The sequence below is a fragment of the Acidiphilium sp. PA genome, from assembly GCF_026191915.1.
Taxonomy (GTDB): Bacteria; Pseudomonadota; Alphaproteobacteria; order Acetobacterales; family Acetobacteraceae; genus Acidiphilium.
On record NZ_JAIMBY010000014.1, the window covers coordinates 26,033 to 46,708 of the forward strand.

Genomic DNA, 20,676 nt, shown 5'->3' on the forward strand with positions numbered 1-20,676 from the left:
TATAGGCAGCCGGAGATCTTTATGATGGTCAACCCACCGGCAAATGGCGGTCCGATGCCGTCATCGAACTGCGGATGAGCAGGATCACGCGGGCGTATGCAAGCTGATTAATGTTTCGAATTCGTAATAAAATAGCTGTGGTCGGGCGGCGGGCTCAGTGTGGGTTGATATTCGGTCGTCGGGGCACGTGGAGGTTTCCGGCACCCGGGCGGTGAGCCGGGCGGGGTGATGAACGCTGGGCGACCGGGCGGGTGGGGGTTCGGGGTTGGCGGGTGTGGGTTGGGGTGCGACGGGTTGGGGTGCGGCGGGTTTGGGGATGGCGAGGATGGCGGGGCGTTCGAGGCCGAGGGCTTCGAACAGGGGGCGGAGGATGCGGCCGATGGCGGGGTTGGTTTCGATCAGCTGAGCCATGGTGGGGTCGGCGAGCAGGTCGCGGAGTTGCTGGGCGGGGTAGGTGACGGCGGCGGGCATGTCGTGGGTGCCGGGGAAGACGCGGGGGAGCCAGCCGAAGCCTGCAGGCAGGGATGGGCGTTCGGTGCGGCTGGGTTTGGCTGGGGTGAGGCGTGGGCGGTTTGGGGTGGGGCCGCGCAGGACGGCGCGGGCGAAGCGGGCGGCGATGCTGGTGAGGCGTTGCCAGATGGCGATGATTTTGGCCCCCGGCAGGTGCTGCGCGTGGCCCTGGTTGACGGCGATTTCGGCGAGCATCGCCATGACGAGGGCGAAGCGGTCGAGGAGTGAGATCGTCAGCGGGGTTGGAGTGGTGCGCACAAGGGCAGATAACCACGGTGGGCGGGGGGTGAGAAAGAGATTTGTTAGAATTTTTATCAGAATTGTTGGCGTGAGGCATCGCCAGCTTCACCAGCAACAGCCCAGATTAAAAAAGTTTTTTTGCTTCTTTTTTGTTCACAAAAAAGAAGACTCTGCCTTTCCGCGCCTGTCTCGCCTGTGTTCAGGCCGGGAGGGCTCGGTCGATTTCGGTTGTGTCGGTCGGACCGGACGGATGAAGCGTGGCTGAAGTGGTGGGGTGCGGTAGGGCACCCCACCCTACGCGTCGGGCAATCTCACCGCGCCAGTGCGACCAGTGTCGTCTGCGGCGGCATGCCGGGCTGGACTGTCGGCCAGCGGGTTGCCGGGTCGGCGAAGCTGGCGTTCGGGGTGGCGCCGGGGTGCCGGGCGACGGTGAATATTGTGTGTCCCAGCGGGCCGAACGCCGCGGCGCCGATCGCGCCACCGATGGGGGCGAGGTAGAGTTCGGTCAGCGCGTATCGGTCGTAGCCTGCAACGTCCATCACGAACAATCCATCGGCGGTGTCGCTGACCGCGCCGCCCTGGTCGGTGCCGACGTACAGCCGGTCGGCAGGGCCGAAATTCAACGAATAGGGCGCGCGCAGCCATGCCAGCGATCCCGTGCCGTAGCGTGCCGAGGGGTCGGTGGCGGGGTCGCCGCCGAGCAGCACGACTTCGCCGGTGAAGCGCGGGGCCGCGAGATCGCCGCCGGTTGGCCGGAGCGCCAGGATATGGCCGCCGCCGTTGCCGGCGCGTGGATTGAGTGCATCCACCTGGTTCACACCGCGACCGGGATTGCCGGAGCAGGCGAGGTAGACCGACCGGTCCGGCCCGATCGCGAGGCCGGCTGGCGCATCGAAGCGGGCGCCGTGCCGCGCGGCGGAGAGGGTTGCGGTGACGCTGGGCAGGCCATCCGGCAGGTCGTGCCAGACGATCGAAGCGCCTTCGATGGTCGCCACGGCGAGCGTGCCGGCGTCGAGTGCGGCGCTGCCGTCGCCGATCGGTGCCGCGCCTTTGAAGCGGAACAGGCGGCCCATCGGGGCGTCCTCGGTCATGAAGACGACGGCCGAGCCATCGGCGGCGATGCCACAGGCGAGGCCGGCGCGCGGCATGCGCCCGAGCGCGGTGCGTTTGGCGGGAAACGAGGTCGGGCTCAGCGCATCGAGTTCGACCACCCAGCCGAAGCCGGCGCCGACGGTGGGTGCCGCGAAGCCTGCGGCGCGGCCGGCGAGGCGGGTGATCCAGGTATCGGTGCGGCCTTCGGGCAGCAGCACGGTGTTCCAGGGTGTGACGCAGCCGAGTCCCGGTGCGAGCACGCCTTGCACGCTTGCGCCGATCGCGCTCGCGGCGGGTCCGGTGATGGTGCAGAGCGTGCCATCGGTGATCCGGCGGGACTGATAGCCGCCGTCCACCACCACCCAGCGGCCGCCGCGCTCCGACAAATTCAACACCGATGCGCCCTGGAGCTTGCCGGCGATCCGTGGCTGATCGCGCCCGCCGGGGAATACCATGCGCGCCGAGACATCCGGGTGGGTGACCACCATGACGAGCCGCGCGACGCCATCCTGCGCCTGCGGCGGTGTGACGATGCCGGCGATGATGCCATCCCAGCCGAACTGGCGCGCGGCCTCGGTTTCGGTCAGGCGGTTCGGGGTGAAGGGCGGCGCGTTGGCCAGGACCGGATCACCCCAGCGGATGATCACGTCCCGGCGCAATCCGTCCGCCACCACATCGTTCAATTGCGGCGATTCCGGGTTTGCCCCCTGCAGCAGGGGCGAGACGGTCTGCGCCCAGGCGCGGGCCGGCACCGCCAATGGTGCCAGCGCCACACCCGCCATCAGGCTACGCCGTGTCGCCATGGCTCAGAAACCCGACAATCCGCTGCTGCCGCTGGCGCCGCCGATGTCGCTTTGCCCGCCGGTGCCGAAGCCGCCGGCGCCGGTGCCGCCGAGCGGATTGTAGTGCCCGACACCGCCGACCAGCTGCTGGAACAGGCTGGCGTGGCCGCCGGGCGCGGGGGTGTGGCCGGCCGCCATCGCCACATTGACCGCGGCTTTCTTGCCGACGTCGTGGATGGATTGCAGCACGCCCGCATTATTGAAGGTGAGTTTGACGACTTTTTGTTTCAGGACACCCTGGGTCTGGCCGATCCGCCGCTTGGTCACCTGGCTGACGTAGAGCCATTGATTGCGGTCGAACGTTTCATGCAGGGTGGGCGAGCCGAGCAGCGCGGTGGCATCGGCTTCGGTCGAGACGCCGGGGGTGAGTTGTTTGAGCGCGTGGGACGAGACGTCGTTGCCGCGATAATGCGGGGCCGCCGAAAAAATCGCACATCCGCCGAGCGCCGGCAGCAGCAGCAAGGGCAACAGGCGGTGGAGCTTGATGGCTGGTTTGCGCACGCGGCTCAATCCTTACGATAGAAACGATGGTGATCCCAGGCCGTGCTGCCTGAGGGCGGTGCCACCGGCCGCATGCGAGCGATCGCGGGTTCTATGGGCGAGCTTCCCGCTTCGCGCAAGATGCGACATGATCGGGTGATGACCGACACGCCAGCCCCCATCCTGTCCCATAATTTCGACCTGTCGCGAGTCGCCGATGTGCGGCGCCGTGATCCGGCGCACGAGATCGGCATCACCGCGACCGAAGCGCAATGCGCCGCGATCGCCGCCGGTTTCGGCCTGCCGGGCATTGCGGCGCTGACCGGCCATTTCGCGCTGCGCCGCGCGCCGGATGGGCTGGTGCATGCGACGCTGACGCTGCGCGCGCGGGTGACGCAGACCTGCGTCGTCACCAGCGAGACCTTCGAGCAGGCGGTTGCGGAACAGGCGGCGCTGATTTTGCTCACCGAGGCGCAGGCCGAGGCGCGGCGCGATGCGGGCGCGGAGGGGTTGATCGACCCCGATGCGCCGGATGACATTGTGGCGACCGGCACCTTGGTCGACCTCGGTGCGATTCTCACCGAGCAGCTCGCGCTGGCGCTCGACCCCTACCCCCGCAAACCGGATGCGGCGATTCCGGCCGACCTTACCCCGCAGCGCGAAAGCCGGTTCAGCGCCCTTGCGCAGCTGCGTGATCTTGCCAATGCCGCCGGCAAACCCGGCCCCGACAGGTCGCGCCCTGAATGAGGGCGGCGCTTGCCGGGGTTGAGCGGCTCTGCTAGACGGCGTGATCTTGAACCACCCCCGTCATGGGGCGGTCGCGCGTTGCTGCGCCGCCGATACATAAGATACGAGAGTTGATATGGCCGTACCCAAGCGTAAAACCAGCCCGTCCCGCAAAGGCATGCGCCGGAGCCATCAGGCCCTGGTGGTCCAGCCGCACGCCGAGTGTGGGAATTGCGGCGAATTGAAGCGCCCGCATCACGTTTGCGGCCATTGCGGCCATTACGACGGCCGGGAAGTCGTTGCCGCGGGCAAGGACATCAAGGGCACGGTCCGGGTCTGATCTTCCATTGATCGCGCCACCGAAGCCGCCGCGCCAGGCGCGATCATGACATCCGAGACCGACCAGATCGTCACACTGACGCCGCAGGCCGGCGCATCCGCGATTCTGGCCGTGGATGCGATGGGCGGGGATCATGCACCGGGTGTCATTATCGCGGGACTCGATATCGCCGCCGAGCGCCACCCCAAGGCGATCTTTCATGTGTTCGGGGATGCCGCGCTGATCGAACCGCTGGTGCGCGCCGCCAGGCGGCTTGCCGGAAGGGTCGTGGTGCACGGCACCTCCGAGATCATCGCGGATGATCTGAAACCGACCGCCGCGCTGCGGCTGCGCGATGCCTCGATGCGGCGGGCGATCGATGCGGTTGCCAGCGGCGAGGCGGCGGGCATCATTTCGGCCGGCAACACCGGCGCGATGCTGGCGCTCGCGAAAATCGTGATCAAGACCATGGCGGGGATCGATCGTCCGGCGATGGCCGCGATCGGCCCCTCGGCCAAGGGGGATGTCGTGATGCTCGACCTTGGTGCCAACATGGTCTGCGACGCCCGCAATCTGGTGGAATTCGCGGTGATGGGCGAGATGTTCGCCCGCACCGTGCTCGGCCTGCCGAAACCCACCATCGGTCTGCTCAATGTCGGTTCCGAGGAGATGAAGGGCGACGAGACCCTGAAACGCGCCGCCGAGGCGTTGCGCGCCAGCCCGATCGGGTCGCAATTCCACGGATTCGTCGAGGGCCATGATATTGCGGGCGGCACGGTCGATGTCGTGGTCACTGATGGGTTCACCGGCAATGTCGCGCTGAAAACCGGCGAAGGGGCGCTGCGGCTGGTCGGCGATCTGCTCAGGCGGGTCTTTACCGCGAGCCTTGCCGCCAAACTCGCCTATCTGCTGGCCAAGCCCGGCCTCAACCGGCTGCGCGAGTGGCTCGATCCGCGGCGCTACAACGGGGCGGTGCTGCTCGGGCTCAACGGCGTCGTCGTCAAATCGCACGGCGGCACCGATGCCGAGGGCTTCGCCCATGCGGTCGATGTTGCGATGGACATGATCGTGAACCGCTTCAATGAACGGATCAAGGACGGTCTGCTGCAGCATGACAACCGCGATGCGCTGGTCGCCGATGCGGCGCCGCGCGTGGCACCCCTGCCCGTCCCGCCGATCGTCTCTGCCGGATGACCACGCCGGGGACCACGCTCGATGGCATCGGCGGTTATCTGCCGGAACGCATCGTCACCAACGATGAGCTTGCCGCGCGCGTCGATACCTCGGACATCTGGATCCGCGAGCGCACCGGCATCACCATGCGCCATATCGCCGGGCCGCACGAGACCGCCACGTTCATGGGTGAACAGGCCGCGCGGCGCGCCCTGAGCCGGGCGGGTGCGACGGTCGATGAGGTCGATGCCATCATCGTCGCGACCGCAACGCCCGACCAGGGGTTTCCGGCGACCGCGGTCAGCATTCAGCACGCGCTCGGGGTGACGAGCGGTTTCGCGTTCGACCTTTCGGCGGCGTGTTCGGGCTTCGTCTATGCCCTTGCCGTCGCGGATGCGATGGTGCGGGCCGGCCAGTGCCGCGGCGTTCTGATCATCGGTACCGAGGTCTATTCGCGCATTCTCAACTGGCAGGATCGCGGCACCTGCGTGCTGTTTGGCGATGGTGCCGGCGCGGCGTTCCTGCGGGCCAACACCACCGGAGCGGATCGGGGGGTTATTTCGACGCATATCCATGCCGATGGGCGCTATGGCGATATTCTGTTTATCGACGGCGCCACCGGCCAACCCGCCAAACCGCAGCATCTCGTGATGAACGGCCGCGAGGTGTTCCGCCATGCCGTGCCCAAACTGGCCGGTGCGGTCGACGAGGCGCTGCAGGCCAATCATCTGAGCCACGCCGATATCGACTGGCTGGTGCCGCACCAGGCGAACCGGCGGATTATCGACGCCATGGGTCGGCGGCTGAACCTGGCCCCGGAGCAGGTGGTGGTGACCGTCGACCGGCACGCCAATACCTCGGCCGCGTCGATCCCGCTGGCGCTGGACGATGCGATTGGCGACGGGCGCATCAAACCGGGGCACCTCGTGCTGATCGAGGCGCTGGGCGGTGGGCTGACCTGGGGTTCCGCGCTGATCCGCATGTGAGCGGCTGCATGGGCCGCCGGAGCGGTGAGGCCGCCACGGCCGATGCTGCCCGCGCGCCGATGGTGCTCACGGGCCGAGACACATCCGCTCGTCCCAATCGGTGCGAAGGTGTATTTTTTCTTTGATTTCCAGCGACTTTGCCGGGGCGGCCGACATTTCGGTTGACCCGCTTGGCTTTCTTGCTAATCTCGTCTGATGGGCACTTTGACGCGCGCGGGTCTGGCGGAATCGATTTATGCGGCGGTCGGTTTGTCGCGTAACGAAAGTGCGGCACTGCTGGAATCGGTGCTGGACCGTATGAAGATGGCGCTCGCCGATGGTGATTCCATTAAAATCAGTGGGTTTGGCACGTTTTCGGTGCGCCAAAAGGGGCGGCGGATCGGTCGTAATCCCAAGACCGGGCATGAGGTGCCTATTCTGCCGCGCCGGGTTCTGATCTTCCGTGCCAGCCAGATCCTGCGCGAGGCGGTCGATCGGGGCGCGCCGGACGGGGCCGGGCGGTCTTGAGCGGGGATGCCGGCACGGTGACCGCGGACGGCGACGAATTCCGTGGCCGTACCCGCAAATCGGCGGAAGCCTACCGCACCATCAGCGAAGTTGCGGACGAGTTGCATGTGCCGCAGCATGTTCTGCGTTTCTGGGAAACCAAATTTCCGCGCATCAAACCCCTGAAACGGGGCGGCGGGCGGCGCTACTATCGGCCGGATGATGTCGTGTTGCTGCGCCGGATCGCGGATTTACTGTATATTCAAGGCTATACGATCAAAGGTGTGCAACGTCTGCTCAAGGAAGGGGGCGGCGCGCTGCATGATGAAATCCCGCCCGCCTCCGAGGAGGAACGCGCCGCCGCCGCCGCCGAACGCGCCCAGACATCCAGCCTCGGCGCGGGTGCGCCGGCGCGCGCCGACCTTCCCGAACTGCCGATCCACGATGCGACGCCGGTCGCCCGTGCAACGCCAGCGCCGCCGGCGGCGGGTGACGATCTCGAGTCGATGCTCGCCCGAAGCCAGCGGGTCAACGCCATGCTCCGCACGACCCTGCGGATGACGCTCACGGAGCTGGAAAACCTGCGCGCCCGCCTCGCGGGCTGAGGCCGGCCGGGGCGGTGGGGGTTTCCCTCGGTTGATGGACTTGCTAAGGACCGTGGCGTCGGAGCGTAGCGCAGCCTGGTAGCGCATCAGTCTGGGGGACTGGGGGTCGTGGGTTCGAATCCCGCCGCTCCGACCAATGTTTGCAAGGGGTTAAGGTCCATCCCGCCAATCGCCGGACCGCAGCGGATACCGGTTGGAACACACTCCGACCCGGCGGATTGCTTAGACTTCACGTTTCCGTGATCGCCCGATGGGATGACCAGCAGGTGATGTCGGCAGTGACGCCAGTGACGGCATATGACGTCACTTTCCTATAGAAGCCCCTATACCATTATGTAAAAAAATAGTTGTTAATGGGGTGTAGTGGTGTCATTGGCGTCATCATTGCGAAACCTGCCGATAAAATCACGATGTTTGGAATGACGCCACTGTGACGCCACTCTAAAAAATGCCGTCACTGCCGTCATTCGGCGCGATCGGATCGAAACCACGAAAACCCCGTGCCCGGCGCAACCGGATAGGCGTTGTCTGCCGCCGCCCGCCTGGTGCAGGATACCGCCCATGCGCTTGCTCTCGCTTGCGGGACGGAGCTTACCGATAGCTGTATCGGGGAGCGCGGCGGTGTGGCCGCACACTCGTCGCGCCAACCGGCTTCAGCGTCCCCTATCCGCCCGTCATGCCGATGCAGTGGCGCTGCGCATGCGCCTTGTGGTAGCGACCCGGTGGGTGTCAGCGGAACGCCGCCGATGCCGAGAAATACCACCTTCGCCGCCGCACCGATTTGCCATCGGGCGGCGGCGTTTTTCACCCCTCGATGTCGCGATGCCGATGCCCGGCTTTACCGCCGGCGCGAATCAGTCGGTGATCGGCTTGATCAATCCCAACCGCACGGCCGCTGCTCGATCACGCCATCCCAGATGCTCGCCACGGCTGATCCTGCCGACCAGATCGGCCGCCATCGCCTCATCGCCCGCATAGGCCGCTACGGCTTCACGGTGCCGGCGCAGTGCCGACCTCGCCCTGATCCGGTGAGACGGTGGTGCCATCGGGTTCTCGGCAATGACCACCAACCGCGCCACGGTATCAGCGTCAAGCATGCCGCGCTCTATTTCCAGCCGATCAACCGCTGATAAATCAGGCTGCATGGCGTTCATCGTCGTGCTGCATCATCGCTCGATCCTATTCAAGCCGGCACCCTTGCACTGATAACTCACCGTTATTCTCGCGCACAAGAGCACACTGGTATCAATCCGGCACGCCGAACCATGCGGGTTGTCGCATATATGCGGCAGGACGGTTTAGAGCGTGCTGTGCGCCGTCCGGCTTTTCAGGTCTCGCGATGGCAACCACTATGCTTCGGCCTACCACATTGCGATTTCTGGCCAGCCATCCGCAAAATTTTCAGGGTCCTTCCCACCCGGCACCCGGTCACGGGTAACGCGCGACCGCGTCACATCGCTAGCGCCATAATTTTCAAATTTGGTCCGGTTGGGATTTCGCGCAAAGTCAGAAATGTTGCGATTTTTGTTAGGAATAAGCGACACTTAACCGAAAATAGCAGCGGCGTTGCCAACCATCCCCACACAAAACCGTCAGAAACCCCCGCTTAAAGCGGGTTCCGGTGGTCCGGTTGGTGGTCCGGTTGGTGCCGCTACGCCGCTGGTGTAGGTGCTGCTACTCCGGCGCGGCCGGCGGCGCGTCGAAATCGAGCTGGGCGAGTTCGAGGCAAGCCTCCCTGATCTCGCGCGTGAGGATGATGTGGACCACGCCAGCGTCGCCCTCGGCTGCCAGTTCGGCGGCGATGCGGTCGGGGATGTTGAACATCCGGTCCCGAAACGCGCGGGCGATGCGGAAACCTACCTGCCGTTCGGCCGCGGCTGACACCAATTCACCCCGCTCAAGCTGAAGTTTGATCGCCGCCAATTCCGCCTCGGTTTCCGCAAGCCGCGCCCGGTGGTGCGACCATCGCTTACGCGAGTCCGCAAGCGCCTCGATACCGCCCGGCTCTGTTCCATCCGCTGCTGCTGGTGCCGCCGCTGGTGCGGTTTGCACCGCCTCGCCAGCACTAGCGTCATGCCGGCCGCCCACGGCAGGGTCAGTGTGCTCGACCCATTCTCGATCGGCCAGGGCGGGATCAATGGACCATACCCGCCCCGCGCGCTCTGCGCTGATCCGGTTGGCGGCGATCGCCTTGCTGACGGCGCGTTCACTGCACCCGCGATGGCGCGCATATTCCGCAACATTCATCATTTCAGTGGATCCAATCGTCAATAATTTCGAGCTGTCCCGGCACGCTCACGATGACGGGCATGCGTTTGATGAAAAACTGCGACCAAAGCCGCATTAGGGGCTGCTCGCACTCTATGACCACAGCCCGGCCAAACTGCCGCGCAACCTCGATCACCCCGGCGGCTTTCGCGTCATGCAGCACCACGGCCGCAACCCGCCCGAACGCCCTCAGATCACGCGCCGCCCGCCATCCGTCAGGCCCGGCGCCGTCGCAATCGCAGAGTAGCGCCACGCCAGGCGCGCGGCCGGACACCATCGGCCACATATCGTCGAGGGTGCGGTCTGGCCCGACGATCTCCTGATAGATGATCAGCCCAGCCTCGGCAGCGTCGATTAGCTTCAGGCGTTCGGGAGCCCCGACATAGGCTTGCCGGTAGCTGGCGATGACGCGGGCCTGATCCTCCGCCCGGTCCGGGGTCATTTCCGCACCATCCTGACCACGGTTGCCCGCCGGCGCACCGCCTCTGCCGCCCTACGCCGCCTCTGCGCTGCCCGGCGTCGTGCTGCGCTGGTCTCGCCTATCGCCTGCCGGATGAGGCGCACGGCACGCGCCGCGCTGTACGCCACCCGGACCGGAAACCATGGCTTCGCCGGGCTGGTCGATGCTGCCCAGGCGCGGGCTTCGCTGGCCTTCACCCGCATCAGATCGCCGGCGGCGAACGCGCGGCCGTCATGGTTGATGGTGAAGCCCCGGCGCACCCTCAGCCACCGCCACCGCCCGCTCACGCCGCGCTCCGCGTGGCCTGCCCAAACCCGCCGATGTCCCGCTGGTTCGCAGCCACCAGCACTCGCCACGCTCGCGCATCCGTTTCTGCGCATGCGATCACCAGCACGCTATCGCCGGCCTTCCCCATTTGGGCAGCGTACCGCCCGATCGCAGCATCCGGCGCGCGGACCGTCACGACGATGGACGCGGCGCGAATTGCAGCAATCGCCGCCGGCCAGCGGCCAGGGTCCGGCGTGTTGCGAGCATCGATCACCACCACCCTGCCGGCTCGATCTGCGGTAGCGAGCACCGCAGGCTTATCACCGGCCCGTACCGCAATCAGCGTCACCCCGGCCAGCGTGGCGGCGGTTGCGACCGCGCTCACGACGCCCTCAGCGCGGTTTTCATCACCACCTTCTCCGGCGGCTTCGGACGCGGCCGTGCCGGGCGATGGCCGGGGGTTTCGTCTGCGGGCTCGATCTGTGCCGACCACGCTTTTGCGAGTTCCGGCGTAAGGTCGAGAATCGCCCCGCCGGTGAATGTGCCTGCGCTTCCCATCGCCAAGGTGAAACCGCCGCGGACTCGATAAAGTGCCATGTTATACTCCAACAAAAAGCGGCCCGGCTTTCACCGGGCACGCGGTTTACGAGGCGTCGGTGATGGCCGCGAAGCTGACCGGGTGGCGCGGCGCGATATCGACCGTTGCCATCACCCTCAATTCCAGTCCGCCGGATGAAAAGCCCGCGCCGTATGGGTTGGTCGCAAGTTCGATCACACCCCATTCCCCGATCAACAAATCCGGCCAGTTCCCGAACAAAACCGCTGACAGGCCGGTGCCGGTGCCTTTGGTCAGCCCGCTCGGCACGTTTGTGGAGCGGGCGACTGGCAGGCCGTTCAGCGCACCAGGCGCGCGGCCGGGCTTTCCGGTGGGGTCCGGGAAGTATGACCAGACCGGCCGGTTGGCGCTATCCACCAGCCCGCGCATTTCCTTCACGATCGCCGGCGTGGTCAGGTAAGCCATGTCATCGGTATCGACATTTGCCGCCGTCACGGTTTCCTCGAGCGCCTCGAGCGCGGCCAGCGTGATCGGCCCGCCGTTGGTGCCGAGCGCCACCGTGCCGATGCCGCTGGTGCCCAGGATGCCGAGTGGTTGCCCGTTGCTGCCGGTGCCGGCGATCGCCGCGATATCGATCGCCTGCGCAACGCCCCGCGCCAGATCACGCATCAAAAACGCCTCCGCTTCGGGGCTGATCGAGACGATAAATTGGCGTGTGGCCTGCGCGTAACCCGCAACGGTTTTCGGGGTCATCCGAACCTGATCCATCGCGGACGCCTCGCTCTCGGTGATGTCCGAACCTTCGGGGCTGATCCAGGCTGCCGCCGCACCGGTGCCGAGGCGCGGGATGGCGACATTGCCCACCAGGCCGGGCAGGACGGTCGCGCCAAGCTGCAGCACGCGGCTCTTACCGCGCAAGGCTGCGATGAAACCGCCCGGCGCAAACTCCTGCCCAACCAATGCAGCACCAGTGGTTGAGGCGACGTACGGCGCGGCCGGCGAATACGTTTGGGCCGGAGCCGTGCCGCCACCCGGATAGGCGCGCCCGAGCATGCTTGATGGCATGAAAAACCCAGTGCGCTTCATGTTTTTCGCGATCGAGTCCGAAATTTCAAACTCGATGCCGGTTTGCTTTTTTTTGTCGAGCATGCCGGCCAGCAACCGCTGCACGCTGTATGCGTTGCGCTCGCGGGTCGAAAGATCGGGGTAAAGTGAGTCGGGCATTGTCGTGTCCTATGTCAAAAGTTGTAGGCCGCGCCTAAACATTTAGGCCGCGCGTGGTGGGGGTTCGTCGTCGGGGTTGAATGGTGGCGCGCTGCGGTTTGTGATCAAAACGCGAGGCTTGCCCTGCCAGACTTTTCCAGCGTTCCAGCCTTTCCCCCGCCATGGTTCCGGTGAGTTCCATGCGTGAGGCCAAGGCGTGGGGCGCCGAAACGGGATCACGTTGCCTGCATCTGCGACCGCTTCGGGCTTCGCCGGCGCCGGCGCATCCGCCTGCCCATCGGGCATCGTATCGGCAATGATCTCATCGAGCTCGGCATCGAGCCGGGTTTGTTGCTCACGCCGCTCCCGCACCTGAATTTCCAGCCAATCCTCTGACATCAGCCGTAGCCAGTCCCGTTCATTGCCATCAGGCCGCCATCGCGCTTCTGGCGGATCATCTCATGCTGGATCGCCGCGCGGATTGCCGTGTGCAGCCCGGCCGCGCTGTTCTGCGGATCGCCGGTGACGGTGCCATCGCTGTGGACATGGGTGTTGATGTTGAAGGTGTGGTTGCCACCACCCCCACCTTTCATGCTGACCGGGATCGAGCGGCCATCGGGGAGGGGAACGTAGGCTTCCGGCATCCGGCCTTCGCCGTACATCGCGACCTGCGGGCTGCTGGCAACGCCGCCACTGGAATAGGCGTGCAATGGCATCGGGCCCATCGGGGTCATGATGCCGCCGTTGGCGAAGCCGAAAAATTTGCCGATGGTGCCGAGTACCGGGCCGATGTCAGACGCCGCGCTCATCAGCGAACTGCCCTTGCTGAACAATGAGCCGATGCCGGTGATCGTGTTGATGAAGCCAAGCCCCGATTTCGCCGCGCCGAGAGCGTCGCCTAGGATCGAGCCTGAGCCGGTGGGGCTCGGCATTGTCGGTTGCTGGCCACCACCCCAGCCGATGTTGCCCATCGAGCCGCTAAACGCACTGCCGCCGCTGCCGCCCTTGGTGCCGCCGCTGAACATGTCGGCAATACTGCCCGCGCCACCGAGGCCCTTTAAGAGCGAACCGAGGCCGGTGGACAGCGGTGAGACAATGGCCTGCTGGACCACCATCGAGGTCATGTCCTTGAAGATGCTGGCCGCGAAGCTGCGGAATGTCACCCGGCCGCCCTCGAGCGCGGTGGTGAGTTGATCGCTCATGCCGGACCAGGTTTTGGCCCAAATTTGCTTGATGTCATTGCTGGCCGTGCTGACGGTGTGGACGGTTTTTTTAACGCTTTCATGCATGGGCGTGGTTGCCGGTGCGCCCGTCACTGAGGTGTTGGCGATGGCCGCGACATTGCCGGTCATGGCGGCCGTGATCGCCGGAGCCATCGCGGGATATTTCGCGATCTCCTTGCGCGCCCATGCCTCGGTCGCAAGAGCATCAGCAAGCTGGCGATGCGACAACGCCGCCGCGGTGGCGTGACTGCTGTCGGCCTGCAGCGTTGCGATCTGGTTTTGCACCTCCGCATTCTGGGTGCGCAAGATCGTGTTGAAGCGGTCCGCCGCGCTCACCGCGCCCGATCCAGAGGCGTCCCGCAACGTCGCGACGTGATCGCGGATCGCCGCGGTATGCTGGTGCAGATCGGAGGTTCCGCGCGCGGCGTGTTTCTGCGTTGCCGCATAGCTGTCGATCGCCGCCGATTGCTGTTGCGCGTAGACGCCCCGCGCCGCCGCCATCGATTGATTGCCGATCTGCTCGATCTGAAGGCGGTGCAGGCGATCTTGCAGCAAGGTCGTATTGCCGCCGCCGAACCGGCTCATCACACCTCGATCCGTGATCTGGTGTTTCAGCGATGCGATCTGGTCGGACAGGGTGGTGGTGCGACCGATGCTTTCGAGCGCGTCGACCGCGCCGATCGCCTCGTTGCGGACTTCGTGCAGGGCTTCGATCAGGTAGCCCAGGTTGCGCGGCGCGTCGGTGCCGAGGGAGTGATAAAGGTCGTTTGCGACGGCGCGTTCTGCTTGCTCTTTGTGCCCCTGCTTTTCCAGGGTGGCGATGTACTCGTATTGGGCGAGGTCGAGGAAGTGATATTCATGGTTCGCCTTGAGCGCCCACTTGGCAACGCCATCGCCCATCTTTGCGAAGTCCGCGACAACCTTTGTCGCTTTCTCGCCAGACACCCGGGCGAACTCGACGGCCGCGCGGGTCACGTCCTGCAGGGTGGCGCCGGTGAACTGACCGGTGCGGATCAGGTCATTGAGCGCGGCGCGAGCCATCAGCACGCCGCCGGGAATCTGGCGGCCGATCGTCTCCGCCATCGTGTTGAACTGGCCCTCGGTGATGCCGGCGACATTGCCAGTAAGCTGCATGCCGCGGGCGAACCGGGCCGATTGCATCTCACCCAGCACCATCCCGGCCCCGACCGCCGCCACTTCGGCTGCCAAGCCACCGAGCGCGACACTCGCGACGCCTGCGGAGGCAATGACTTCGGAGAGGTTTAGCTGTTCGGCCTCCACCATGAGCGAGCCGCCGAACCGGCTGTAGTTGCCCATGATCGCGACCTCGTGAAAGAGCACGATCAGCTCCCGCAAAGAGCGCCCCGAGGTGAGCATTTTCTTGAAGCCCATTTCCGCGTGGTGCGCCGCCTTGGTGACGCCAGTGCCCATCGCCGCCGCTGCCAGTTCCGCGTCACGCATCGCGCCGGTGACCGGTCCCAGCGCATCGGTGAGGCCAAGTTGGGCATTGCGTGCGGCCAGGATTTCGGTTTTCGAATAGGCCATCGACTCGGCGTGCTTGACGGTCTGATCAACCGCGCGCCGCTGGGCTTTGCTTAGTTCGACGGTCGAAAGGTCCAGTTTACCAATCTCGGCTCGCAGGGCTGCAACCTGCGATGTGCCGGTGGCATGGGCGGAGATGATGACTTCTGCGGTTTCAACCATGGATCGTGTTCTCCGTTGGAAATTTCAGCACGTTTCGGCTGGCGCGTTCGGCGGCTTCGGTCTCGCGATCGGCCAGGACCTCGTCGATCGCGGGATGCGGTGGAAGCAGGTCCGCAACATCGGCGGCGATCTGTGCGGTTCGAAACGGGTTGGCCGGATCGATCGAGCGGCGCACCATCAGGCTGGTGATGGCGATGCGCTGTTGTTCTTCCGTGATGGCGGCCAGTTCGGCGCGCAAGCGGCTGATCTGGCGTTTGATGAGACCAGCGCGTGCGCGGCAAAGCTGGCGGGCGGCGGCCAGCATTGCGCGGAGTTCCTGCGGATCAAGTCCGGGCTCGATCACGTCCGCGACTCCCTTATCCAGAATCGCTTTTTTCCGTTGCGGCTCGGTTCAAATCCCATCTGCGAAAGAATTGCGGTGATCCGGCGCGTGTGGCTGGTGCCCAAGTCCTTCAGCGGAATATGCAGCGCCTCTACCGAAATCTCATGCACACTCACGCGGTCTCGGCATTCGACAAACCTGTCGACGGTCTCGCTCCATGCGTCGACCTCCCGCCTCGCCTCTTGCTCGTCGGCGATATGCTCGCGCTCAAAATCCGCCGCCGGCCAATAGGGTTCGCCCGCCTTGAATCGATGCACCGCCTCGGCGAATAGCTGGTCCCGCGCCTGCCGCAGTCCGTCGATATCGATTGATTTTACAGCCACCGGCCAGAAACGACGATTGCCGGTGGCGTCTCTCAGATATTGCGCCTCGTTCGTGGTCAGCACGAATACGCACTGCCGCGGCTCTTTGATCGTCCTGCGGCCATAGGCCGGTCGATAATCCTCAACCCGGCGCGTCAGGAAAGCCTTGAGCAGGTTGGCGTCAGCCTTGTCGAGCGCGGCCATTTCCGAAATTTCGACCAGCCACTTGTCCCGGATAAACCCGGAAAGGTCTTTACCTCCATTGCGCAAGTCCGGCATCTGATCGCCGCAGAATTCGCCAGCCAGCACAGTGCAGATCGATGATTTCAGGATGCCCTGCGGCCCCTCGAGCACCATCGCATAATCAAGCTGGCAACCCGGCCGCATGATGCGCGCCACCATGCCCATCAGGAACATTTCACCGACACGCTCGTTATAGATGGACGCCTCTGTGCCGAGGTATTCAGACAGCCAGAACGCAAGCCGGGGGTTGCCGTCCCATTTTAGGCCGGTGAGGTAGTCCCGGACCGGGTGAAACGCCTGCTCATGCGCGCGCAAGTCGATCGCATCGGACAGGATGTCCGCGCTCATCCGTGGCAGGCCGGCGCGCTGGATGTGCTCGAGCACCGCCGCAAGGTGGTGGTCAGCGAATGAGCAGGGCTCGGTCACGGCGCGCAATGTTGTCGACGGTACCGGCCGCATGAGCATGACTTCGCGGCGCATCTCATTATAGGCCACCAGATCGCGAAGCGCCGGGTCACGGCGCATCGCAATCAGCGCATTCGTGAGGTTGTTGCGGGGTTCGTTAGTGAGGTTAGTCTGGCAGTCCCGCAACCAATCCGGCGCCGGCGTACTGCGCGACGTGGCTTCGATCTTTGACCAGGCGCGCCGGAGAGATTCGCCGCCCGCCGCTTGCGCGCGGAGGATGTATGCAGAGGTGCGCTCATTTTTTCGCAAGGTCTCGATCGTCTCATCGAGCGTGCGGCCTTCACGATAGGCGATGCCCATGGCGCGGAATGCAATCTTTGCCGGGGACATCGGCGCGGACGCCTGCCGCACCAGATCGTCATCATCGAATTCGTGGTCGAGAATTTCGGCGGCGTTCAAGTCCATCAGGCGGCCTCGCCCCGCTCGCTGCGAGCCATGAGCACGTCATTGAAGTCGGTGCCGGCGGTTTGCGGTTTGATGATGCGAACCTCCCGGCCCTGCCGCTTCCAGCGTCGAGCAGCGGCCTCGGCAGCGCGCAATCCGGGGCCGTCAGGATCGGCGGCGATCGTCACTCGGCGCACCAGATCAGGCAGATCAAGCGAGTGCTCGAGGTTGCCCGCCGATACCGATGACCATGCCGGCAACCCGGTCAGAATTCCCGCGCTGGCAGCGGTTTCGATGCCCTCGGCGATGAGCAGATCGGGCGAAGCAGGGGCGAGGCGGACCGCACCGCCTGCGACGATGCCGAGCGACGCCTTGACCGGCTCGACATTCCCCTTGCGGCCGTCCGGGGTAAGAAACGTCCTATGAATTGCCTGAGGCGTGCCGTCAGTGCCCACGATCAGGGCGAGCATTGCGTCAAGCTGCCGCTTCGATGGGTGCCAGGTGTCGGGGCGGTACCGGATCGAGGTCGAGCCCATGATCGCAGCGATGCCGCGCATAGCGAGGTATCGGCCAACCGGGTCATCCGGGTTCGGTGCCACCGCCCCGCACCAGGCGCGCCTTGCACGCTCCACGCGGGCCGCATCATGGGCGGCGCGATCTGCGTCATGCCGGGGTTCCTGTTGCGCTTGAGCAGGCGGCGCGCCACCGATCTGAGCGAAAATGCCGGCAGGGCCATCCGGCAGATTGCACGATGAGCACCATAGGAGCGGTTGCCCATTGCGGCCCGTCGAAACCTTGAACGCCTCGCGATAGCCGCAGTCCGGGCAATCGCCGCGGAAGTCCCGGCCGGCGCGGTGCAGGTTCAACCGCTGCGCAACAATCTCCGGGGTCATCGCGCGCTCGGTGCGGGAGCCGTGACAGCCCCCGCACGCTCGCCTAACGTTGCGGTCGCAACACCTGCAACGGAGAGTGATATGGATGATTTGACGCGCACGCACCTATTAGCACAAGCGATAGTTCTGCGAATTTGTTTCCAGCAGATCCTTGAGATTAAAAAAATCTCACCGATCGATCTGCGAGAAACGATCACGGAGGCCTCGATGGAAGCAATCACTTTGTCGATGCCTCCGGGGTCAGATTACCATCACCTGTCCGAGCAGGTCGTGCGACAAATAGAATCCCTGCTTGGCGGCTGACGGCATTCACAACAACGTCCCGGACCGCCGCATTAATTGATGCCTTGTTGATAGCGGATTGGTCCTGCCGCACGGCCTCAATTTCTTCCCGAACAATGCGGCGGACTTCGGCTTCGGTCATGCTGCCCTCCAAAGAATCGGCACCTGTTTGTCGCCGCCGGTTGCGGCGAGCATGGCCGGCGTGATCCGCTGGTAATCCATCAGGCGTCGGGTGATTTCCTTGCGGCAATTGAACGCGACCACGAGTTCGACCAGAAATTCCTCGATGGCGCGCGGTCCGAGCGATGCCAGATGGGCAGCGCCGCGCTGTATTGCCGGATCGGGTCGGTTGGGATTTTGGTTGACGCGGGAAGGTCGATTCGGGTATTCGGACATTCTGGGACTTTCGGATATCGGGGCGCGGCCTGCGGGGGCTGCGCCTCATCTATTTTCGGGGTCAGGCGGCCAGCGGCTGTTTCATCCGGGCGGCCAGCCACCCATCGAGATCGGCCTTGCGGTAGATGTACCGGCGCGGCGTGATCCAGACGCGGGCAGGCCCATCGCCGGCGGCGTCCAGGCGTTCAAGGGTCCGCTTGCAGACACCAAGGTAAGCCGCAGCGCCCGCGCCGTCGAAATTTTCCCGCATCGCAGGTTCGGCAGCGGCTGGTTTCGTGGCGGGCGCATCGGTAGGCCGCGCGGCGCGTGACACGATTTCAGCAAGAACCCTGTCGGCCAGTTGGGCAATCGGATCATTCGTCATCGTGAACCCCTGAGCGATGTAATCGCGACTAATTGCGACACCGGGAGTTTGTGCGATCTGGGACCTACCCGTCTCGGTCAGATTTCCGCTTTTCGAGTTTCTGACCTTTTTGGGTGTTCCGACTTTCAAGCCACTCCCTGATCATGCCGGCGGTGATCGGGAGCGCCCTATTTCCGGTCCGCTCTTGGGTGACGCCGCACGCCGCCAACAGATGCACCAAGACTGAAACCCGCCTCGATCCGGCCGCGCTGGTCCGGGCATCGCGTCCGATTGATCGAATCGCGGGATCGATGACGAAGCTCAAAGCGTCCTCCGCGATGATCTGCCACGCGGGCGGGGCGGTTGGTGCCCGCAATCCGTATTCGAGCAATTCCAGGTCGGTGCGCAGACTCGCTAAAATCGCCATCACACCCGGAAACGGAAGCACCGCCCGATCACCTTCCGGCATTGCGGTCAATTCATTGATCTGCCGGCGAAGGGTGAGCGCGGCAGCGCGCGCGGCCTTCACCGTTTTGCCGACGCGATCAATCGCCTCGATCTCGGCAGCAAGATCACCCGTCATGTAGTGGTGACGGACAACCGCGGCGAAATACTGGATTGATTCGATGCGCGATTGCGCCGGCGGGTGTTTCCCGAACCATGCCACAACATCCGCTTCGGATGGCGCGAACGCTTCCACCAGATGCCACTCGCGAGCCGTCATCCGCACCGTCGCGCGCTGCGAAGCGGGAGACGGGGGGTTGCCCCGTTCTCCCTTGTGTTGCGCCGTCACGCCGCCATCGCCTTTACGAGCCGATCACGTGCCAGGCGCGCTAGATCGCCAAGCGCCTCGACTGCATGCCCGTCGATTTCGAGCCCGGCCGCCTTCTTGCCAGCCAGCCCGGTCGCCAGCCCGGCCAAGCCATCGAGGTCATCCCTGACGGCGCGGATGTCGTCCGGATCGATGGTCCGCCACTGATCGGCCGGCGCCGGCTCAGAGACCTCGCGGTGCGGGGAAAACTCGATGCCCTTCTCAACCTGATCGACAATCAACCGAGCGAGCAGGTCGATTGCGGTGCCGGCAATCGGTTTGTTTTCGCTGATCTCCCGCGCGGCGATGTCGCGGAGGATGCCCGCAAGTTCACCAATCTGGTAGAGTAGATCGAACATGTCGGCAGGGATTGAATGGCGGGTCATGACATGGCCCTCGCATCCCGCACCAGCATCGCCACCAGCTGCTCGTTGATGCAACCGTGCTGCTCCGGTTCACCGATCTGCGAATCCCATAGACCAAGGCTCCGCGCCACCGCCGCGAAGCCGGCAAGCGTGGTGATGCGGTGGCTGGTGATCTCTGTGGCAAGGGCGTGTTGCTCGTCTTGAATGGGATCGGTCACGGCGTCGCGAGCATCATCGTCAGGAATGTGGTTTTCGCCACCCGGGTAGAAGGAGAGATAGTGCCGCTCATTGGCATCGAACCGGGCGCACAGGGCGATCAGTTCGGCATCGGCTGCGGCGGCTTGCGAAGTTGAAACCGACACGGCCAGGGCGGCAGCGGTTCCTGCGACGAGGTTGGCAATGGCATCGCGGCGGTTCATCGCACCGCCTCCGCGAATACGGCCCGCATCGCCTGTGTTGCCACGGCCGCGATGATCCGGCGTTCGCTCGGGGTCGATCCGAGCGCGGCCAGGTCGTGCGCGGCCGCCTTGGCTTGCGCGGCGATATCGATCAGGCGCGGCGAGTTGCCACTGGCAACGGTTTTTGTGCTAGACACATTTTCGGTCATCGTATTGTCCCCTCAGGACCATTTTCCGAGGCCATGCCCGGTGGTGTTACAGCACCATCGGGC

General features: G+C 64.9%; 28 protein-coding genes and 1 tRNA gene. 7 read left to right on the plus strand and 22 right to left on the minus strand.

Annotation, left to right across the window (positions count from 1 at the left end; genetic code table 11):
• Positions 1–84: 84 nt before the first annotated feature.
• The 3 genes from AruPA_RS15175 to AruPA_RS15185 form a co-directional block, all read right to left on the minus strand.
• On the minus strand, positions 85–768 hold the full coding sequence (locus tag AruPA_RS15175; protein WP_265637589.1) for a hypothetical protein: 684 nt from the start codon (positions 766–768) through the stop codon (positions 85–87).
• 293 nt (positions 769–1,061) lie between these two features.
• The gene (locus AruPA_RS15180; RefSeq protein WP_265637590.1) at positions 1,062–2,645 is read right to left on the minus strand and encodes a PhoX family phosphatase; all 1,584 of its coding nucleotides are present in this window, start codon (positions 2,643–2,645) and stop codon (positions 1,062–1,064) included.
• 3 nt (positions 2,646–2,648) lie between these two features.
• Complete coding sequence (locus AruPA_RS15185; protein ID WP_265637591.1) at positions 2,649–3,185, minus strand: outer membrane protein assembly factor BamE; 537 nt, start codon at positions 3,183–3,185, stop codon at positions 2,649–2,651.
• A 138-nt stretch (positions 3,186–3,323) separates the two neighbouring features.
• On the opposite strand from AruPA_RS15185, the gene AruPA_RS15190 reads away from it, so the two are divergent.
• The 7 genes from AruPA_RS15190 to AruPA_RS15220 all read left to right on the plus strand — a co-directional run bounded on the left by AruPA_RS15190 (position 3,324) and on the right by AruPA_RS15220 (position 7,595).
• A complete protein-coding gene (locus tag AruPA_RS15190) occupies positions 3,324–3,911 on the plus strand; it encodes a DUF177 domain-containing protein (RefSeq protein WP_265637593.1) in 588 nt (195 codons plus the stop codon).
• Between the two features lie 115 nt (positions 3,912–4,026).
• Positions 4,027–4,230 carry a 50S ribosomal protein L32 gene (gene rpmF, locus AruPA_RS15195; RefSeq protein ID WP_265637595.1) on the plus strand — a complete coding sequence of 68 codons (204 nt, stop codon included), beginning with the start codon at positions 4,027–4,029 and terminating at the stop codon, positions 4,228–4,230.
• Positions 4,231–4,275: 45 nt separating this feature from the next.
• Positions 4,276–5,403 (plus strand): phosphate acyltransferase PlsX, encoded by a 1,128-nt coding sequence (gene plsX, locus AruPA_RS15200; RefSeq protein WP_265637597.1) that lies wholly within the window; start codon positions 4,276–4,278, stop codon positions 5,401–5,403.
• Positions 5,400–6,368, plus strand: coding sequence for a beta-ketoacyl-ACP synthase III (locus AruPA_RS15205; protein WP_265637599.1), 969 nt, complete (start codon positions 5,400–5,402; stop codon positions 6,366–6,368). The genes plsX and AruPA_RS15205 overlap by 4 nt, the downstream gene beginning before the upstream one ends.
• Positions 6,369–6,563: 195 nt before the next feature.
• Positions 6,564–6,875 carry an integration host factor subunit alpha gene (locus tag AruPA_RS15210; RefSeq protein WP_408858768.1) on the plus strand — a complete coding sequence of 104 codons (312 nt, stop codon included), beginning with the start codon at positions 6,564–6,566 and terminating at the stop codon, positions 6,873–6,875.
• Positions 6,872–7,459, plus strand: a complete 588-nt coding sequence (locus AruPA_RS15215) for a MerR family transcriptional regulator (protein ID WP_408858770.1) — start codon at positions 6,872–6,874, stop codon at positions 7,457–7,459. Before AruPA_RS15210 ends, AruPA_RS15215 begins: the two co-directional genes overlap by 4 nt.
• A gap of 59 nt (positions 7,460–7,518) precedes the next feature.
• A tRNA-Pro gene (locus tag AruPA_RS15220) sits at positions 7,519–7,595 on the plus strand.
• A gap of 718 nt (positions 7,596–8,313) precedes the next feature.
• Here the strand turns inward: AruPA_RS15220 and AruPA_RS15225 are convergent.
• The 19 genes from AruPA_RS15225 to AruPA_RS15315 all read right to left on the minus strand — a co-directional run bounded on the left by AruPA_RS15225 (position 8,314) and on the right by AruPA_RS15315 (position 20,613).
• Positions 8,314–8,613 (minus strand): hypothetical protein, encoded by a 300-nt coding sequence (locus AruPA_RS15225; RefSeq protein ID WP_265637600.1) that lies wholly within the window; start codon positions 8,611–8,613, stop codon positions 8,314–8,316.
• Between the two features lie 520 nt (positions 8,614–9,133).
• A complete protein-coding gene (locus AruPA_RS15230; RefSeq protein ID WP_265637602.1) occupies positions 9,134–9,709 on the minus strand; it encodes a hypothetical protein in 576 nt (191 codons plus the stop codon).
• Position 9,710: 1 nt separating this feature from the next.
• Complete coding sequence (locus tag AruPA_RS15235) at positions 9,711–10,169, minus strand: hypothetical protein (protein WP_265637604.1); 459 nt, start codon at positions 10,167–10,169, stop codon at positions 9,711–9,713.
• Positions 10,166–10,474, minus strand: coding sequence for a hypothetical protein (locus tag AruPA_RS15240; RefSeq protein WP_265637605.1), 309 nt, complete (start codon positions 10,472–10,474; stop codon positions 10,166–10,168). The genes AruPA_RS15235 and AruPA_RS15240 overlap by 4 nt, the downstream gene beginning before the upstream one ends.
• The gene (locus AruPA_RS15245) at positions 10,471–10,839 is read right to left on the minus strand and encodes a hypothetical protein (protein WP_265637606.1); all 369 of its coding nucleotides are present in this window, start codon (positions 10,837–10,839) and stop codon (positions 10,471–10,473) included. The genes AruPA_RS15240 and AruPA_RS15245 overlap by 4 nt, the downstream gene beginning before the upstream one ends.
• A complete protein-coding gene (locus AruPA_RS15250; RefSeq protein ID WP_265637607.1) occupies positions 10,836–11,051 on the minus strand; it encodes a hypothetical protein in 216 nt (71 codons plus the stop codon). Before AruPA_RS15250 ends, AruPA_RS15245 begins: the two co-directional genes overlap by 4 nt.
• 46 nt (positions 11,052–11,097) lie before the next feature.
• Positions 11,098–12,234, minus strand: coding sequence for a phage major capsid protein (locus AruPA_RS15255; RefSeq protein WP_265637609.1), 1,137 nt, complete (start codon positions 12,232–12,234; stop codon positions 11,098–11,100).
• 42 nt (positions 12,235–12,276) lie between these two features.
• Positions 12,277–12,612: a hypothetical protein gene (locus tag AruPA_RS15260; protein WP_265637611.1), complete on the minus strand. Its 336-nt coding sequence runs from the start codon at positions 12,610–12,612 to the stop codon at positions 12,277–12,279.
• Complete coding sequence (locus tag AruPA_RS15265; protein ID WP_265637613.1) at positions 12,612–15,140, minus strand: phage tail length tape measure family protein; 2,529 nt, start codon at positions 15,138–15,140, stop codon at positions 12,612–12,614. The genes AruPA_RS15260 and AruPA_RS15265 overlap by 1 nt, the downstream gene beginning before the upstream one ends.
• Positions 15,133–15,483: a hypothetical protein gene (locus tag AruPA_RS15270; RefSeq protein ID WP_265637614.1), complete on the minus strand. Its 351-nt coding sequence runs from the start codon at positions 15,481–15,483 to the stop codon at positions 15,133–15,135. Before AruPA_RS15270 ends, AruPA_RS15265 begins: the two co-directional genes overlap by 8 nt.
• Positions 15,480–16,937, minus strand: a complete 1,458-nt coding sequence (locus AruPA_RS15275) for a virulence-associated E family protein (protein ID WP_265637616.1) — start codon at positions 16,935–16,937, stop codon at positions 15,480–15,482. Before AruPA_RS15275 ends, AruPA_RS15270 begins: the two co-directional genes overlap by 4 nt.
• A complete protein-coding gene (locus AruPA_RS15280; RefSeq protein ID WP_265637617.1) occupies positions 16,937–17,809 on the minus strand; it encodes a toprim domain-containing protein in 873 nt (290 codons plus the stop codon). Before AruPA_RS15280 ends, AruPA_RS15275 begins: the two co-directional genes overlap by 1 nt.
• A 217-nt stretch (positions 17,810–18,026) precedes the next feature.
• Positions 18,027–18,233 carry a hypothetical protein gene (locus AruPA_RS15285; RefSeq protein WP_265637619.1) on the minus strand — a complete coding sequence of 69 codons (207 nt, stop codon included), beginning with the start codon at positions 18,231–18,233 and terminating at the stop codon, positions 18,027–18,029.
• Entirely contained in the window at positions 18,230–18,487 is a 258-nt protein-coding gene (locus AruPA_RS15290; RefSeq protein WP_265637620.1) for a hypothetical protein, read from the minus strand. The genes AruPA_RS15285 and AruPA_RS15290 overlap by 4 nt, the downstream gene beginning before the upstream one ends.
• A 61-nt stretch (positions 18,488–18,548) precedes the next feature.
• Entirely contained in the window at positions 18,549–18,851 is a 303-nt protein-coding gene (locus AruPA_RS15295) for an AlpA family transcriptional regulator (RefSeq protein WP_265637621.1), read from the minus strand.
• Between the two features lie 64 nt (positions 18,852–18,915).
• A complete protein-coding gene (locus tag AruPA_RS15300) occupies positions 18,916–19,623 on the minus strand; it encodes a hypothetical protein (RefSeq protein ID WP_265637622.1) in 708 nt (235 codons plus the stop codon).
• Positions 19,620–20,027, minus strand: coding sequence for a hypothetical protein (locus tag AruPA_RS15305; protein ID WP_265637623.1), 408 nt, complete (start codon positions 20,025–20,027; stop codon positions 19,620–19,622). Before AruPA_RS15305 ends, AruPA_RS15300 begins: the two co-directional genes overlap by 4 nt.
• Positions 20,024–20,425, minus strand: coding sequence for a hypothetical protein (locus AruPA_RS15310; RefSeq protein WP_265637624.1), 402 nt, complete (start codon positions 20,423–20,425; stop codon positions 20,024–20,026). The genes AruPA_RS15305 and AruPA_RS15310 overlap by 4 nt, the downstream gene beginning before the upstream one ends.
• The gene (locus tag AruPA_RS15315) at positions 20,422–20,613 is read right to left on the minus strand and encodes a hypothetical protein (RefSeq protein WP_265637625.1); all 192 of its coding nucleotides are present in this window, start codon (positions 20,611–20,613) and stop codon (positions 20,422–20,424) included. Before AruPA_RS15315 ends, AruPA_RS15310 begins: the two co-directional genes overlap by 4 nt.
• Positions 20,614–20,676: the final 63 nt, after the last annotated feature.